12 protein-coding genes and 1 pseudogene are annotated in these 16213 nt (G+C 67.3%); 10 read left to right on the forward strand and 3 right to left on the reverse strand.

All coding sequences use genetic code 11. From position 1 onward, the window contains the following. Positions 1–199: 199 nt before the first annotated feature. On the reverse strand, positions 200–691 hold the full coding sequence (locus tag ACZ5PB_RS33350) for a lamin tail domain-containing protein (RefSeq protein WP_468696404.1): 492 nt from the start codon (positions 689–691) through the stop codon (positions 200–202). 393 nt (positions 692–1084) lie between these two features. Here ACZ5PB_RS33350 and ACZ5PB_RS33355 point away from each other — a divergent pair, with 393 nt between their 5' ends. The 4 genes from ACZ5PB_RS33355 to ACZ5PB_RS33370 all read left to right on the forward strand — a co-directional run bounded on the left by ACZ5PB_RS33355 (position 1085) and on the right by ACZ5PB_RS33370 (position 6931). After that, positions 1085–3730, forward strand: a complete 2646-nt coding sequence (locus ACZ5PB_RS33355) for a beta-N-acetylglucosaminidase domain-containing protein (RefSeq protein ID WP_468696406.1) — start codon at positions 1085–1087, stop codon at positions 3728–3730. A gap of 291 nt (positions 3731–4021) precedes the next feature. Further along, a complete protein-coding gene (locus tag ACZ5PB_RS33360; protein WP_468696407.1) occupies positions 4022–4513 on the forward strand; it encodes a recombinase family protein in 492 nt (163 codons plus the stop codon). 151 nt (positions 4514–4664) lie between these two features. Next, positions 4665–5654 (forward strand): recombinase family protein, encoded by a 990-nt coding sequence (locus tag ACZ5PB_RS33365; protein WP_468696409.1) that lies wholly within the window; start codon positions 4665–4667, stop codon positions 5652–5654. A gap of 908 nt (positions 5655–6562) precedes the next feature. After that, on the forward strand, positions 6563–6931 hold the full coding sequence (locus ACZ5PB_RS33370) for an HNH endonuclease (RefSeq protein ID WP_468696411.1): 369 nt from the start codon (positions 6563–6565) through the stop codon (positions 6929–6931). 1355 nt (positions 6932–8286) lie between these two features. Here the strand turns inward: ACZ5PB_RS33370 and ACZ5PB_RS33375 are convergent. After that, positions 8287–9390, reverse strand: a complete 1104-nt coding sequence (locus tag ACZ5PB_RS33375; RefSeq protein ID WP_468696413.1) for a helix-turn-helix domain-containing protein — start codon at positions 9388–9390, stop codon at positions 8287–8289. A gap of 224 nt (positions 9391–9614) precedes the next feature. Between ACZ5PB_RS33375 and ACZ5PB_RS33380 the strand changes: the two genes are divergently transcribed. From ACZ5PB_RS33380 to ACZ5PB_RS33395, 4 genes and pseudogenes are all read left to right on the forward strand, one after another. After that, entirely contained in the window at positions 9615–9743 is a 129-nt protein-coding gene (locus ACZ5PB_RS33380) for a hypothetical protein (protein WP_468696415.1), read from the forward strand. A gap of 1170 nt (positions 9744–10913) precedes the next feature. After that, positions 10914–11234, forward strand: a complete 321-nt coding sequence (locus ACZ5PB_RS33385) for a radical SAM protein (protein WP_468696417.1) — start codon at positions 10914–10916, stop codon at positions 11232–11234. Positions 11235–11361: 127 nt separating this feature from the next. Continuing rightward, a complete protein-coding gene (locus tag ACZ5PB_RS33390) occupies positions 11362–11775 on the forward strand; it encodes a hypothetical protein (protein WP_468696418.1) in 414 nt (137 codons plus the stop codon). 388 nt (positions 11776–12163) lie between these two features. Continuing rightward, a pseudogene (locus ACZ5PB_RS33395) lies at positions 12164–13161 on the forward strand (IS5 family transposase). Here the strand turns inward: ACZ5PB_RS33395 and ACZ5PB_RS33400 are convergent. Continuing rightward, positions 13162–13815, reverse strand: coding sequence for a TetR/AcrR family transcriptional regulator (locus tag ACZ5PB_RS33400; protein WP_468696419.1), 654 nt, complete (start codon positions 13813–13815; stop codon positions 13162–13164). A 172-nt stretch (positions 13816–13987) separates the two neighbouring features. On the opposite strand from ACZ5PB_RS33400, the gene ACZ5PB_RS33405 reads away from it, so the two are divergent. Next, positions 13988–15043 carry a hypothetical protein gene (locus ACZ5PB_RS33405; RefSeq protein ID WP_468696420.1) on the forward strand — a complete coding sequence of 352 codons (1056 nt, stop codon included), beginning with the start codon at positions 13988–13990 and terminating at the stop codon, positions 15041–15043. 75 nt (positions 15044–15118) lie between these two features. Then, on the forward strand, positions 15119–15955 hold the full coding sequence (locus tag ACZ5PB_RS33410; protein ID WP_468696421.1) for a methyltransferase domain-containing protein: 837 nt from the start codon (positions 15119–15121) through the stop codon (positions 15953–15955). Positions 15956–16213: the final 258 nt, after the last annotated feature.

Here is a 16213-nt window from a genome sequence, read left to right on the forward strand (position 1 = left end):
TGACCACCACGGCGAACGTCCCGAGCCCGAGCCCGGCGGCCAGCATCCCGCGCAACAGGCAGACGACCCAGGCGGATTGGGGGTGCCGGGGGGCGGGGGGGGGGGGGGGGGGGGGGGCCCCCCCCCCCCCCCCCCCCTCCCCCCCCCCCCCCTTCCGTATGCCCGCTCCGTATGCCCGCGCGGGCGGATGTCGCGGATGTCAGTGGCGGCCCCACGAGACGCGGTCGATCACGCGGCCGTGGCTGTTGCGGAGGGTCGCGGTGTCGCTGTAGTTGTCCCACACGTAACGGCTGCGGTCCTGGTAGACGTGGCCGTACCCGTCACGGCCGTAACCGGTGTGGACCTTCACGCTGGAGCGGCCCTGGAGGCGCAGGTTGTGGAAGTAGTAGCGCTTGCCCTGGCGGTCGGTGAGGGAGTAGTTGCGCAGGTTGACCGCGTGGCGGCCGAGGTTGCGGATCTGGACCCACTCGCCGTTCAGGCTGCGGTTGGAACCGTCGTCGTAACCGGGGCTGTTGTACTGGACCTGCCCGATGATGATCGTCGGACGCGGAGCCTTGGCGGCCTGCGCGGCAGCGGCCGGTGCGGCGGGTGCGGCGGCCGCTGCCGGCAGTGCGGTGATGCCGACGACGGTACCGGCGGTGAGGACCGCGGCGGCGATCCGGCGGCCGTGACGACTGCGAACTGTGGACATGGAGAACCCCCCTGGGTGCTGCCCGTCCGCCCCTGGCCGGGACGTTGACGGGGTGCTGCGGACCCCCGGCGCGGCGTGCTGCCGGGGAGAACCCTCACTGTGAACCCTCGCCAGGGGGTGGGGGAGCGGCCGGGTGAAGGTGTTACCCAATGCGGATACGGGTGTATCTCTCCGCTGTAGTCCGCATCTATCCGGGCATAGAGGTTACTCATGGGTTCAGGGCGCTATACACCTACCTGCCCTGAACTCGTGCTCGATGAAAGGGAATTGACGCGTCAGGACCTTTTGTCCCTCGGGGTGGGCGCCGCCGCCGGAGGAGCTGTTCCGTAACAGCCCTTTGCGCGTTCGTGATGCCGGGGCCCGTGCGGAACGCGGTCGGACGATGTGACGCGAGTGCCCCGTGGTCTTGACGGGCCCTCACCAAGTGCCGGACGCTGTCCCGGAGTTCAAAGGAACCCCCACATCCCCTCACGACCCCCCAAACCCCAACACCCCCGCCCGGCACCTCCGTATCTCCGCACCTCCGTACCTCCGCACCCCGCCCGGCACTGGAGGCCGCATGCCCCCATAGCCCGTACTCGCTCCCGCAGCCGCAGTCGCAGTAGCGCCCGCGCCCTGGCCCTGACCCTCGCGATCGGATCGCTGACCCTCACCGCCCCGGCCGCCACCGCCACCGCCACCGCAGCCGCCCCACAACCAACCCCCGCCGCTCCCACCATCTCTGGCCAGTCACCCTCCCCCCTCCCCACCGTCTCCCCAACCCCCCAGAGCATCACCCGAACCACCGTCTCTGACATCGTTGTCCCGGCCCGGGTGGAGCTGATCGTCGGCAAGGACACGGACCCGGCGGCCCGCACGCTCCTCACGGAAACGCTCCGCGCCCAGGGCGTCCGCCACGTGGACGTCCGCGAAAGACCCTCCACCCACGCACGGTTGAGCATCCTGCTGGGCCCTGCCACCCGCCCCGACATCACCAGGGCCCTGACCGGCACCACGGTCCCGCAGCACGCCGAGGCCTACGCACTGCGCGTGAGTCGCGCCACCGTCGCGCTCGGCGGCACGGACGCCACCGGCCAGTACTACGCCGTACAGACCCTGAGACAGCTTTTCCGGCCCAAGGCCCGCCTGCTGGTCGCCGCCTCCGTCTCCGACCACCCCTCCATGCCCCTGCGCGGCTCCATCGAAGGCTTCTACGGCCCGCCCTGGACCCGCGCCGAACGCCTCGACCACATGGACTTCCTCGGCCAGGTCAAGTCCAACACCTACGTCTACGCCCCCAAGGACGACCCCTACCACCGCGAGAAGTGGCGCGAGCCCTACCCGGCCGACACCTTCGCCGAGCTGGGCGAACTCGTGAAGCGAGCCACCGCCAACCACGTCCGCTTCACCTTCGCCGTTTCGCCCGGCGCCTCCATCTGCTACTCGGACCCCACCGACACCAAGGCCCTGACCGCCAAGCTCCAGGCCATGTACGACCTGGGCGTACGCACCGTCTCGGTCCCGCTCGACGACATCAGCTACACCAAGTGGAACTGCGACGCCGACAAGGCGGCATACGGTGCCCCCGGCCAGGCGGCCGCCGCCAAGGCGCAGGTGAGCCTGCTCAACACGCTCCAGAAGGACTTCGTCGCCACCCACCCCGGCATGAAGCCGCTGAAGATGGTGCCCACCGAGTACGGCGACCTCAAGGACTCCCCGTACAAGCAGATCCTGCGCGCGACCCTCGACAAGCCGGTCGAGGTGATGTGGACGGGCACGGACGTCGTGCCGCCCGCCATCACCGTCGACCAGGCCGAGAAGGCCTCCGAGCTCTTCGGCCGCAAGGTCTTCGTCTGGGACAACTACCCCGTCAACGACTTCGGCCGCACCGCCGGACGCCTCCTCCTCGCCCCGTACGACAAGCGCGAGCCCGGTCTCTCCGACCACCTCACCGGCCTCATCTCCAACCCCATGAACCAGGAAGCCGCGAGCAAGCCCGCCGTCTTCACCATGTCCGACTTCGCCTGGAACGACCGGGGTTACGACCGCACCCGCTCCGCCCGTCAGGCAGCCCTCCACCTGGCCGGCGGCAACGCGCGACTGGCCGACACCGTGCAGACCTTCGTCGACCTCAACCACCTGGCCCCCACCTTCGGCACCACGCCCTGGCAGCCGCAGTCCCCGGTCTTCGGCCCGAAGACCACCGCCTTCTGGCAGCGGTACGCCACCGACCCGCGCGGCGCGATCCGCGCGTTCCGCCCTGCGGTCAAGGAGATCGCCGGCCTCCCGGACGTCCTCCGCCGAGGCCTGCCGGACAAGCTCTTCCTCAGCGACGCCTCGAACTGGCTGGACGCCACGAAGCTCTGGGGACAGTCCATGTCGTACGGGCTCGACGCGCTGACGGCCATCGGGCGCGGTGACGCGGCAGCAGCCGAGGCGGCCCGCAAGGAGATGGACGCGCGGGCCGGAGCGGCGGCGAGGATCACCGTCGACCCCAAGGAACACCACCAACTCGGCCGGGTCCGGCTGGGCGATCCCTTCATCGAGGACTTCGTCACCAAGGTCCAGGCCGCGCACGACGAATCCAAGGGCCTGCCGCCCCTGCGTGAACTGGCCAGGGGCAAGGCAGCCACCCAGGTCTCCGACTACGTCTGGGACGACGGCACGGTCCCCTTCGGCGCGGCGAAGGCGGTGAACGGCGACCGCCACGACATCGCCACCACGGGCGGCAAGGAGGCCCAGCCGTGGTGGCAGGTCGACCTCGGCGCGGTGGCGTCCCTGGAACGTATCGACGTCTACAACCGCACCGACTGCTGCGCGGACCGCACCAAGGACTACTACGTCCTGGCCTCGCCCACCCCCTTCCCTGCCACTCTGAAGGAGGCCCTGGCCGCCCCCGGGGTGTGGAGCCACCACGAGACGGCTCAGGCGCTGAGTCCGAGCTCGGTGAAGACGACGGTGAAGGCGCGATACGTCAGGATCTGGCTGGCAAACGAAAAGCCGGTGGAGCTGAACACGGCCGAAATCGAGGTCTACGGCCGCACAACGCCCACACCCTGACCGTCCGAGGCCCCGCCAAACGCCCCGACCCCGGGGCACACGCCCTTCCCGCTGCGCGGCCCGGCCGCGTCGAGCGGTGCCGCGCCTGCGGCGGGCCGTGGGACGCCCCTCCCCGCCCCTTCCCTAGAAGCTCACCCACCCCCGCCCGGCCGTATGGGCCGGGGTCTGGGGCAGCGCCCCAGTTTCGGGAAGCCCCGACGGTTCCAGAGTAGGACTTCTGGAGTCGTCGTCATGGTGGCAAACGTACTGTTCAGGCCGGGTAGCGGAACCCCCTCGGTCCCTGCAGGGGATATGAACACTGTTCCCCGTTCCCCGCTTGCAGGGGCCCTTGAGACGCTGCGGGGGGTCCGACGCATCCGCCTCTCGGTCCGTACCGACGAGACCACCAGCCCCGAGCGGCAGCGCGAAGCAGGCGACATGGCCGCCGCCGCTCTCGGCATTGACTTCGGCTCCGGTGACCAGCTCCGCGAAGCCGTCGACCTGGACGTGAGCGCGTCCAAGATCGGCCCGTTCGACCGCCTCGAACTCGGGAAGTGGCTTGCCCGCCCCAACGAGTTCGACGCGTTGGTCTGGTGGCGCTTCGACCGTGCCATTCGGTCCATGGCCGACATGCATGAGCTTGCCAAGTGGGCGAAGGAACACCGCAAGCTGTTGGTATTCGCCGAGGGGCTTGGCGGGAGTCGGCTTGAGTTCGACTTCCACCAAGCCCATGAGCCCCATGGCCGAGCTCATGATGATGATGTTGGCTTTTGCGGCGCAGGTGGAGACGCAGAGCACCAGTGAGAGGGTAACCGGGGCTCAGGCAGCAATGCGGAAGATGCCCTTGCGGTGGCGCGGTGGAGGTCGCCCCCTCTTCGGGTACATGCCTGTCCCGATGCCTGCCGAACACGGTGGGGTCGGTTGGACCCTCGCCCCGGACCCCGTGGCTGTTGCCGTGATCGGGCGAATCATCGCGCTGTTGGTGGCGGGCAAGACCCTGCACCGCATCGCTCAGATCCTCAATGCGGACGGTGTGCTGTCCCCGTCCGCCTACTGGGCAGCACGGCAGGCACAGAAGAGAGCCGAAGTGACCGGGGGCACGGTCGAAAGGGCCGAGTCGGCGAAGAAGCCCGCGCAGTGGCGTGCGCAGACCATCGGGCGGTTGCTCGCGAACCCCGCGCTCATGGGGTGGAAGGTGTCCAAGGGGGTTCCCGTGCGGGACGACCAGGGCAACCCCGTTATGGCAGCCGAAACCCCGATCCTCTCCCGCGAAGAGTTCGACCACATTGGTTCGCTCCTGCCCGCCGAGCCCACCGCCGAGAGCGGCAAGCCCACTGCCGAGAAGGTTCCCGAGCGCCCCGACACGTCCGCGCTGCTGCTGCGGGTCATCCACTGCGACGGGTGCGGCAGCCGGATGTACCTCAACAAGTCGTCGGGCAACTATCACTGCTCCTCCTACAAGCACGGGACACACTGCCCCGCCCCCGACACCGTCCGTGCCACGTGGGTCGACGACTACGTGACCGCCGAGTTCCTGCGTGCCGCCGGATCCGTGCAGATCACCCGCGTCACCGAGATACCCGGGTACGACCCCGCACCCGAAATCGCTGCCACCGTCGCCGAGCTGGACGAGCACCACCAGCAAGAGGGGCGGGCCAAGTCCAACGCGGGCAAGGCAGCATGGCAGCGCCGCGCGGACGCACTCGACAACCGCTTGGCCGAACTCGAATCCCGGGAGAAGACCGAGCCCCGCCGCGAAGCCACACCCACGGGGCGCACGTACGCCGACGACTGGCACCAGGGCGACACCGCCGAACGGCGCGCACTGCTCGTCACCTCCGGGGCACGCCTCATGGTGAAGCGCGGGCAGAAGGGAGGATGGCGCAAGCTCGACACCCGACGGGTGGAGTTCACCATCACCGGAGACCTAGAGCCCGCCATTTGAAGAAGTCGAAGGGGTGGCAACGGCGCTTGCGTCCGCAGTGCGCGGAGACGAGCCGACCGTGGGGGCAAGTGTGCGGCTGGTCAACGCTGCCCGCGAACTGGTCGCCGCGTAACGCGCCCATGGCCGTTCTGAGAGCCCCGTGTGGTCCGTGCGACTGGGCCGGGGCTCTCTGGTGCCCCACGTTCCGCCTATAGGCTTGTGTGACCCCGTACCAACATGGGCGTGCGGGGTAGGCACGGTGCCTTACAGGTTCGTCCTGGAATGCAGTACGGCCGCGCCGACCAGCCCCGGTAGTTCCTGTGACCGCCGGGGCTTTCCCATGCCCGTCTCCGGGCTGCCCTGGACAGCGAGGGAGGGTGACGGAGTGACGGTTAGAACCTATTTTTCAGATCACGTATAAAAAATAGAAAGGAACCCAGCACGGCACCGTGAACGTCATCCCGTCATCGCTCCGGTTCGTAGGCAAACACCCTCCAACGGAGCGCGGGAAACCTTCGGTCCCTACTACTGGGGCGCCAGAGAGACGGTTACCGCGCACCCACCCATCGGGGGAACACGGCGGACCGAGGGCCTGTCTCTCGCTAGTAGCTCTGCACACGCCGACTACGGCCGTGCGGAGCGCGGGGACTGCCCGACTGTCCGACCCATCCTTTGAGCCAGGCTCGCGGGAGGGGGGAAACGGCGGTGCAGTCCCCACCGTGTCCGGTCCCGCTGCGGCGCTGGCGAGGACGAGCACCAGGACGAGATGCAATCGCATCCGGATGACGAGCTTCTAGAAGACCGTCATCTTCGGACAGATTCAGTTTGACCGTCACGACAACGGGCGACCGGATAAGCAACATGCCAGTACCCACGGGTCCGATGCCCAAGGGCATGAAGACGCCCGCCACGAACCTTTGGGGGCCGACATGACGCGCTGTTCCGACTGCACCGAGCTTGCAACGCACCGGGGACGCTGCCACACACACCACCAGGCGTACGAACAGCGTTCCGCGGTTCGCTCCCGTCACCGGCAGCGCAAGCGCTCGGCACAGCGGCATGCGGGTGCTGCGGCTCTGCGGAAGCGGCTACAGGCACGGGGTCACGCGTGGTGTGACTGGTGCTTGGACGACTTCCCGGCGGATGCCGTCGACGTCGACCACGTTCGTCCGCTGTCCCTCGGGGACGAGGACGTAGCGGGCAACGTTCAGGTGTTGTGCCACGGCTGCCACCGGCTCAAGACGCGTACGGAGTTCGGGGGTCAAAAGATGCGGGTTAGTGAAGCACGCAAAGCTTAAGTTGTCGCTTTTTTGATGCGGAACTCCAGACAGAGGCAATCGGTGCAGCCCATTCGTAACAAAATGGGTTGGCGGGGGGTGACGGCTATCAGGCCGGGGGCAGCATGGGCGCACGTGCACTTCAGGGGGGAAATCCATGTCCCAACAACCGCCTATGCCCGCCGCGCCACCTACACCCCACACGCCGCTGACGCCACCCAAAACACCCTGGTGGCAATCCGTCACAGTTCTAATCAACACCCTCGTAGGGGTTTCGGGAGTCGCCTTGGGTTTTCTGGCACTACCCGCAGCAGGCGTAACTTCGCCTAGCGCTCCCACCGTGACAGCAACAGTCACAGTCACTGCCGAGGCCCCTAAAGGGGCGGCGCCCACCGACGGGTCGCCGAGCCCGTCACCACAGGAAGATTCTTCGATCCGTTGGCAGGGGTCTCTTTTAGTTTCCGTTGGAGACCTCGGCGCAGACTTGGACCCCGTTCCGGCTCAGGTGAATGCACTTTACGGTGACATCACCATAGCTGAAGTGACTTCAAGCAAAAATGCAAAACTTAACGGCAATACTTACGCAGTGGCACCGTCGGGGGATTCCTTGAATGCCCAGGAGTGTTCGGATTTAGTGGACACGCAGGGCCTCGCAGAAGTGACGGTGCCCAATGGCCGCAGCGTGTGTCTTGTGACAGACTCGGGGAGACGTGTTGCACTCGCGACCCTGGATCGTATCGATGCCGATTCGCAGCGAGTCAATGTCACCGTAACGGTATGGGAGAAAACAGGTTAGGTGCGATTCACAGCTTAGATCGAGAATCGCGCGATAAATTTCGCTGATTGGCGTGATTCACACACATCGTTCCCACGCTAAGCAGTCGTAGTGCGCTGTACGAGCCCCGGTCGGTCACCGGGGCTTTTTCGTACCTGCTTTGTCGGAGGTGCCCCCATGCCGCGTAAGCCCCGCCCCCGTGCTCTGTCCCGGGGTGCCCCGAGCTGACCACGGGCGGACGCTGCCCCGCTCATGAGAAGGAAGCCGGCAAGGCTCGAGCGTCACGCGGTGGCGTTGTCTGCACGACCCGGTGGCAGCGAGTCCGTAAGGCGTTCCTGTATGCGAACCCGTGGTGCGTGCTCTGCTCTCGCACTGCGACCGTGGCCGATCACTTCCCTTTGAGTCGACGGCAGTTGCTCGCTCGGGGCGTGGTGAATCCGGATGCGTTCGAGCATCTGCGTCCGCTGTGCACGTCGGACGCCCCGTTCGTCTACTGGCCCGAGCTGGTGCCCGTAGCGGCGTGACGAGCTGCACCAGGACGACGACAGCAGACCCCGCCACCCGGGGACGCAAGGGAATGGCGGGGTCCCTGGGTGTGGGGTTAGGCGCGGATTTCCTCCATGAGCATGCGCAGCGTCAAAGAGTGTTTTTCTGGGGGCAGCGCATCCAATGCCGCTTGTGCGTACGCCACGCCCCCGGCCGTATCGCCTGACCGTGCCAGCATCAGCCCTCGGTGCATCTCCAAGTGGGTTGCGAACCTAGGCAGGCTCTCCGGTAGCTCTGCCTGTGAGGCATCCTGTGCGGCTACTGCCCCCTTCTCGTCCCCCAGACGTGCCAGCAACAGCGACCTGAACACGTTGAGCCGCCACCAGGGCACCGAATAGTCAGAGGTCTGGTCGTAGGACCCTGCCGCGTCGAAGACACGCTGCCCTTGCTCCGCAAGCCGTACCGCTGTGACCGTGTCGCCCCGCAGTGCAGCCGCATGGGCTTTGCCGTAGATCGCGTTTAGGAGCCCCAACGACGGCCGGTCAGTGATGGCCATGGCCTGATCGGCGAACACGTCCGCCACGCCCAAAGAGGCACCCTCGTAGCCCAACGCGATAGCGGCCCGACCACGTACCCAGACTCGTGCGTCGACATCTCCCGACTCGTCGGCAGCGCGGGCAGCCATCCGGTACCAGTGAACGGCTCTTGATCCGTCTGACCCTGGAAACGTTTTTGCGTACAGAGTCATCAGGCGTGCGGCAACGGACCAGAGCCGTGGTTGATCAAGTTGCTGTTGCACCACCACCATCTCGCCGGAGACGCGACGCTGGATATCGGCTGCCCCCAACGACATGTAGTCAGTGCCGTACGTGGCTAGTTTTCCCTCCCACTCGTCAACGGACGGTCCACCTGACAGCCGGGCGGAAAAGCCATGCGACAACAGGTCAGAGGCCACCACAGGGGCTATCGCAGCGCCCGCAACATCGGTAAGGAAGGTACGCCGATCCAACGCGTTCTCCAGGACAGCTAGGGGTGCGTCCAGCACTGCCGACAACGCCCGAAGGTAGAACCCGCCGGGTTCAATCTTGGAACGTTCCCACCGGCTGATGTACTCCCGATCAAGATTGGTCCTGAAGGCGTCGTTAATCGCAGACGCTAGCCGACCTTGCGACCATCCGCGCGCTCGGCGTAGGTCTCTGATCAGCTCCCCAATGTCCATGGGTTCATCTTGCCCCTAGGACTGCCCCTGGCTCTTGAACTCGGCGCGTTGTGAGGTCACTTGCCCCTAGGGATGCCCCTAGTCGGCGCCGCAGCTACGGACAACGCTGACGGTCCACCGCGCAACGGAGCGAGGGGACACGACCAGTGAGAAGCGCAGCGCGGGCAAGGCTCGCGGAACTCGTGGCGGAGCACGGAGCCGACGGGGCTCTGTATGTCGAAACCGTGCCTGTAGACAGCACCACCCCCGAGGACGACGACCAGGCCGACGAGCCGGCGAGCGTGCCGGACGAGTTGGGCGTGCGGGTTGCCGAGTACAACGCGCGCCGCCGGATGTTCGGGGGACTCGGATGAGTACCCGCAGCGTCTTGCGCTACGTGACCTACCGGTTCCAAGAGGACGAGAGCGCGGAGCCGGAATTCAAGTCGGTCTGCGTGACGGGCGAGAACATCGACTGTGGGGCAGCTTCGCCGCTCTGTTGCGATCTTTCCGACTTGAGAGCGTGGCAAGTTGACCACGCCAAGCAGACCGGCACACGCGCTTCCGAAGTGTGTTGGCGCGGTACGTCGAACTGGTCCCGGCCGATGGGTCGGCGTGCGCCATCGTCCCGACAAGATCGGGCGGTACGCCATGACGGAACGCCCTCGCTTACTCCTCTTCGCCGGAACCTTCCGGTGCACCGTCACCGCGCACGGCTCCGCGAACGGGCAGCCTGTTGAAATCTCCCTCGGGGAGCACCAGGCATCCTCTCCGATCCTCGCCTGTCAGTGGCTTCGGGAACGGGCTCGATGGGTGGCCGATCGGCTCGACCCGGACTTGCCGACCACTGCTGTACCGCTTCCCGCCCTGTACGTGGTTGCTCCCGACGTCCCCGACGCGCCCACGGCCCTACGCGGCTGGTCCCGGGACGTCCTGCGGCAAGGAAACGCCGTGATCCAGCTCGACCAGGGGCACCGCATCGCGTTCGCGGCACGCGACGACGCCACCACTTACGAACTGTCCGTCATCCCGGTAGGCGTCCCGTCGCCCGAGCCATCACGGCCAGTGGAAACGGTGTCCTCGGGGAGCACACCGAGCCCGATCGCTGGGCGCACGCGTGCGAGATCGAGGAAGCAGACGACAAAGAGGTATGGGCCCGGTGGACCGACGAGCTTCCGCCGTACGTCGTCCTGGTCAAGCCGAACTGCTTCGGGGAGAGCCCGGACGGTGTGAACGGGTGCGGCATGTTCGCCGGACACCCCGGACCCTGCACGTGGGAACTGGACGACCCCGAGGGCGACGAGCTGCAAGAGCTGTTCAAGCTCGGTAAGGACACCGGTTCTGTTCTCGGGCTGATCCGCGCCCTACGAGAGCTTGACTCGCCCCCTTGGACCCTCCGCCCCGGTCTGAGTCCAACGCTCCGGACTCCATCCGGGACCGGCGCGGAGAACCGTCCGGCTGCCCTCTTGTCTGCGTACGGTCGGCAGCCGGACGGAGCCCATGCACCGCACCACCAGACCCTCGCTACAGGGAGGTACGTGCACCATGACCACGCTCATTGCTCCGCCCGTGAAACCGTTCGCAGGTATCCGGTCCCTTGAACTGGAGATCACAGGGAAATGTCAACTTGCTTGTATGCACTGCCTGTCGGAGTCCAGCCCGCAAGCTACACACGGCACCATGACCCCCGTGGACTGGCGTGGTGCCATCGTGGATGCTGCCGCACTCGGCATCCGCACCGTCCAGCTCATCGGGGGTGAACCGACCGTTCACCCGCAATGGCGCGAGTTCGCCGAACTCGGACTTTCCCTTGGGCTGCACGTAGAGGTGTACTCGAACCTGTTCACCGTCAAGCCCACATGGTGAGACCTGTTCGAACGGGACGGCATCACCCTGGGGACGAGCTACTACAGCGACGACCCCGAGGAACACGACCGGATCACGGGCAGGACCCGGAAGCTACGTCCGTACCCGGTGCCACATCCGGGAAGCCGTGAACCGGGGAACCACGGTCCGGGTCGGAATCGTGGACATCCTGCCGGGGCAGCGGGTCGCTGAAGCCCGTGCCGAGTTGGAGTCCATGGGCGTCACGCAGATCAACACCGACCGGGTACGCGCGGTGGGGCGTGCTCGGCTCCCCGGACAGACCGCAACGCTGGACGAGATGTGCGGCAACTGCACACGTGGGCGCGCTGCCATCCTGCCCAACGGCGATCTAGCCGGGTCCGTGCTCTCGCGGGACTTCCCGGCGGGCAACGTACGGAACACGCGGCTCGCCGATCTGCTCGCGGGCCCGCAGTGGGCAGAACTCTCGTCAAGCATCCCCACCCCGCGCGCCGGATGCACGCCCGACGACTCCAGCGACTGTGACCCCGCAAATACCGAAGCATGCGACCCCAAGTACTAGACCGAAAGGCAGTCCGATGGATTGGCAGACCAGGGCAAGCACCCTCGCGAACCGGGTGGCCGACCCGGATTCGCGGTGGCTCGCCCCTGTCGCACGCACCCCCTGTCACTTGCTGGTCCCGCGCTGGTGGGAACGCGACGAGAAGGGGCGGTGGACGGTTCGGGACGGAACGCAAGACCCCGAGTCCTGGATGCGCACCGCCTACGGGGACCGTTCCGCCATTACTCGGGTGGGCACGCTGCACGCCGATCACGCAGAGCCCGACGAGCACCCCGAGGGGCTGCCGACGTCATCCGCCACGGACCCGGCCCTAGGGCCTGCCTCGAGTCGTGATCAAGATGCGGGACGCGTCTTCCGATGGCTGTCTGCGGGCTGGTAGAAGCCCGGTATGGCGCGTAGGGAACTTACGGATGACGAGTGGCAGTTGATTGAGCCGTACCTGCCGATTGGCAGGTACGGGCCGTATCCAGAACGTCTGCGGGAGCAGTTCGAGGGCGTGCTCTGGAAATTCCGTTCGGGCAGCCAGTGGCGGGAGATGCCGCCGGAGTTCGGTGCCTGGCAGACCGTCTACAACCGCTTCGTCCAATGGCGCGACCTAGGCGTCTTCCGGGCCTTGATGGACGGCATGATCGCCGAGGCAGCCCGGCGAGGACAAGTGGATCTGTCCCTGGTCAGCGTGGATTCCACAGTGGCCCGTGCCCATCACGATGCGGCCGGCATGCGGGTCAGCGAGGAGGTCCTCGCCTGTCTGGCTGAGGAGACCGGGAGGGCAAAGGGGGTCGCCGGAAAGAACAAAAGCCGCAGGTTGCCGATGTGGAGAGTGAGCTTGGTCCGGATCATGAAGAGCGCCGGCGGGCGCGGCACAGACGGAAGGCCCGCCTCAAGGCGGCCCGGTTGGGACGCTCGCGGGGCGGCCTGACCAGCAAGGTCCACCTCGCCTCCGGTATTCGCTGCCGCCCGCTCTCCTTCGTCCTGACCGAGGGGCAGGCGGCCGACAGCCCCCACTTCATCCCGGTCCTGGACGAGATCAAGGTCCGCGGTCCCGTCGGACGCCCCCGCACTCGACCTGCCGCAGTCGCTGGCGACAAGGCGTACAGCTCTCGCGGCAACCGCGCGCACCTGCGCAAACGGAACATCAAGGCCGTCATCCCGGAGAAGAGCGACCAGACCGCCAACCGCATCAAGAGGGGCCGCCGGGGCGGCAGGCCGGTCGCGCACGACGCCGTGCTCTATAAAGACCGCAACACCGTGGAACGCTGCATCAACAAGATTAAGGCGTGGCGCGGTCTGGCTACGCGCTACGACAAGACGCCCGAGAGTTACCTTGCCGGGCTCCATCTGCGGGGGGCGATGATCTGGCTCCGCAGCCTCCGCCCCACTGCGTGATCATGACTGGCGCGGGCCGTGGATGGCTGATGTGCCTCCGTGAGAGCCCCGCCCATGGACCAGAGGCAGAAAGACTTCGTCGACGATCTCGGCGAGGACGGCGTCGGGCACAGTGGGGACTCCGAGCATCACGTACTCGTTGCGGAGCAGCGCCATGGGCGCGTACGCGACGCGGGGGTGCAGCGCCTCGGGCGCAGCCTCACCGCGCGCCACCGCCCGCCCGAGCAGGGTCAGCCAGGCCGCCTCGTGCGCGCCGCCCGCCGGGTCGCGCAGTGCGGCCAGGAGCTCGGGAGTGCTTCCGGCCGCCGCGATCAGACCGCGCAGGATCTCCCCGTACGGCGATGCCCAGGTGCTGTTGGTGCGCCGCAGCATTTCCAGTACGTCGCCGCGCAGCGTGCCGGTGTCGGGCGGTGCGGTCTGCTCCCCTGCCAGTCGGCGGTAGGCGGCCACGCCGAGCGCAACGCGGTTGGGCCAGCGTCGGTACAGCGCGTTCTTGTTCGTCCCGGCCCGCCGGGCGACCTCGTCCATGGTCAGGGCCGGAACGCCGGACTCCTTCAGCACCTCGGCGGCCTCCCGCAGGATGGCCTCCTCCAGCTCGGCCCCGCGTCGCCGCGTCGTCGTGGCCTGCTGCGGTTCCTTCCCGGCTCGTGCCACTGGCCGTCCCCTCTCGCGCCCCGTACGGCTGGCTCAGCCTCGTACCGCTGGATCAACGGTACGCATCGTACTTTCCGGTTCCCCGTGCGTCGCACTCTGCGCAGCATGTACGGTACGACACGTACCCAATAAGGTACTCAACGTACCGTAAATCTTGAGGAGAGCATGCGTCGTGCGCACATTCGGCATCACTTACGACACCGGCTTCACCAACGCGGGAACCACCACCCGCGAACCCTTCGACCCCGCCGTCGTCCGCCGCGAGATGCGGATCATCCGCGAGGAGCTGGGCTGCGACGCCGTACGCATCACCGGCGGCGAACGCGACCGGCTGGAGACAGCGGCGCGCCACGCGGCCGAGGCCCAACTGGAAGTCTGGTACTCGCCGTTCACCAACGGCCTCACCGCCGAAGAGCTCCTCGACTTCCTCACCGACAGCGCCGAGCGCGCCGAACGGATACGACGCACGGGTGCCGAGGTCGTCTTCCTCACCGGCTCGGAGATCTCCCTGTTCACCATCGGCATGCTCCCCGGCGAGAACTTCGAGGAACGCGCCGCCGTCCTCGCCGACCCGCAGCGCCTGCGAGCCGCGCTGCCGGGGCTCCCGGCCCAGGTCAACGCCTTCCTCGGTACGGCGGTCGCTGAGGTACGCGCCCGCTTCGGCGGCCGGATCGGGTACGCCTCGCTCCCGTTCGAGGGCGTCGACTGGACGCCGTTCGACATCGTCGCAACCGACGCGGGATACCGCGACGCGCAGACCGCTGACCGGCTCGCCGACGGCATCCGCGCACTGACCGCGCACGGCAAACCGGCGGCCGTCACGGAGTTCGGCTGCACCACCTACCGGGGGGCTGCCGAGGTCGGGGGCCGGGGAGACGCGGTCATCGCCTGGGACGACCGCGCCAGGCCGGCGCGGTTCGTCAGCCCTGTCGTCCGCGACGAACAGGAACAGGCCGACTACGTCCGCGAACTCCTCGGCACCTACGAGACGTCCGGACTCGATGCGGCCTTCGTCAACACCTTCGCCCGCTACGACCTCCCGCACGCGGCAGACGAGGACCGCGACTTCGACAAGGCGTCCTTCGGTGTGGTCAAGGTCCTCGCCGACGGCCGTACCGGCACCACGTACCCGGACCTGCCGTGGGAGCCCAAGGCCGTTTTCCACATGCTCGCGAAGTATGGCCGCAGCCGGATCTGCACAAGCTCCGACCCAGCTACAGCAAGGTGAGGTCGGTGGCTGCCGTCTGTGACGGCAGCCACCCGACTACTTGATCGCGATTGAAGACAGGCCCTAGTCGTACGGATGCTGAGACACGCACGTGTCGGGAATGGGCTACCGCTGCTCGACTTGGGCACCGGCGCCGGCGGGCTCACCGCCTACGCGTGCTTCCGGCTCGGTGATGCACGCGTAACGAGTCTCGACGTCGACCCATACCTAGTCACCGTTGCCGGCGAACGACTCGCACGGCTCGGCCACCATCCGCACATGGTCACAGCGGACGCTACCGAGCACGTACCCGGCACGTATGAACGCATCGTGTCCACGGTCGCTCTCACTCCGGGCCCGGGATTACGGCCGATCCTTGACGCGCTCAAACCGGGGGGCCGGATCGCAACGACCCTCGCCCGAACGTCGTTGATCGTCACCGGCTGGAAACACACCAGCGGGGACGTGGTGGGTGTGGTCGAACGCGACACCGCCGGATTCATGCTCACCCGGACCGGAGACGACTACCCGCCAGCACTGTCCGAGCTGTTCGCCCTCGCAGCAGACCAAAAGGGGGCCGACCGAAGCACGGGCCGCTATCCCGTGGTGGACCTGGCGAACGCGTGGGAGTTGCGTTCCATGCTGGAAGTCACGACACCGGGTGTGGAACTCCACTACGAACAGCACGACCGGCAGCGCACCGCATACCTGGCCCACCCCGACGGATCATGGGCCCGAGCATCCGCCGAATGGACCGACCCGCCCGACGTCCACCAGGGCGGGCCCCGCCGGCTCTGGACATCCCTTGAGCGCATCCGGAATCGCTTGAACGCGGAAGGGCGGTTGCCGCTCCTCGGGGCGAAGGTCCGCATCACCCCCGATGGGGTCTGTCACCTTTCCCGTGGGCAGTGGAAAGCCACCATGGGTGCGTAACCCCCCATCTGTCCCGGTCACGTCCCGCCCCCGAGCCCACCCCCGCACTGTGCATCCGCTGTCACCGACTCACTGACGCACCCGTGCCGGTCCGGTGGATACAGAGCACCAGCGGCCCCGGAACGACCCTCTACGACTGCCCGGAGCACGCGGCCGAACTTGGTCCCCGGGCCCTTCCCGGCAGAGCTTGAGCGGGCTCTGTAGCCTACTCGCCCACTCAGCAGAACGCCCCGTCCGGCACAGGGCTGGACGGGGGTT

This window comes from Streptomyces sp. NPDC032721, from assembly GCF_055579625.1.

Bases quoted from the DNA above. Each gene is read 5' to 3' on its own strand.
- ACZ5PB_RS33385 (WP_468696417.1), top strand. From the start codon at position 10,914: ATGACCACGCTCATTGCTCCGCCCGTGAAACCGTTCGCAGGTATCCGG.
- ACZ5PB_RS33350 (WP_468696404.1), bottom strand. From the start codon at position 691: ATGTCCACAGTTCGCAGTCGTCACGGCCGCCGGATCGCCGCCGCGGTC.
- ACZ5PB_RS33410 (WP_468696421.1), top strand. From the start codon at position 15,119: ATGCTGAGACACGCACGTGTCGGGAATGGGCTACCGCTGCTCGACTTG.
- ACZ5PB_RS33360 (WP_468696407.1), top strand. From the start codon at position 4,022: ATGAACACTGTTCCCCGTTCCCCGCTTGCAGGGGCCCTTGAGACGCTG.
- ACZ5PB_RS33370 (WP_468696411.1), top strand. From the start codon at position 6,563: ATGACGCGCTGTTCCGACTGCACCGAGCTTGCAACGCACCGGGGACGC.
- ACZ5PB_RS33375 (WP_468696413.1), bottom strand. From the start codon at position 9,390: ATGGACATTGGGGAGCTGATCAGAGACCTACGCCGAGCGCGCGGATGG.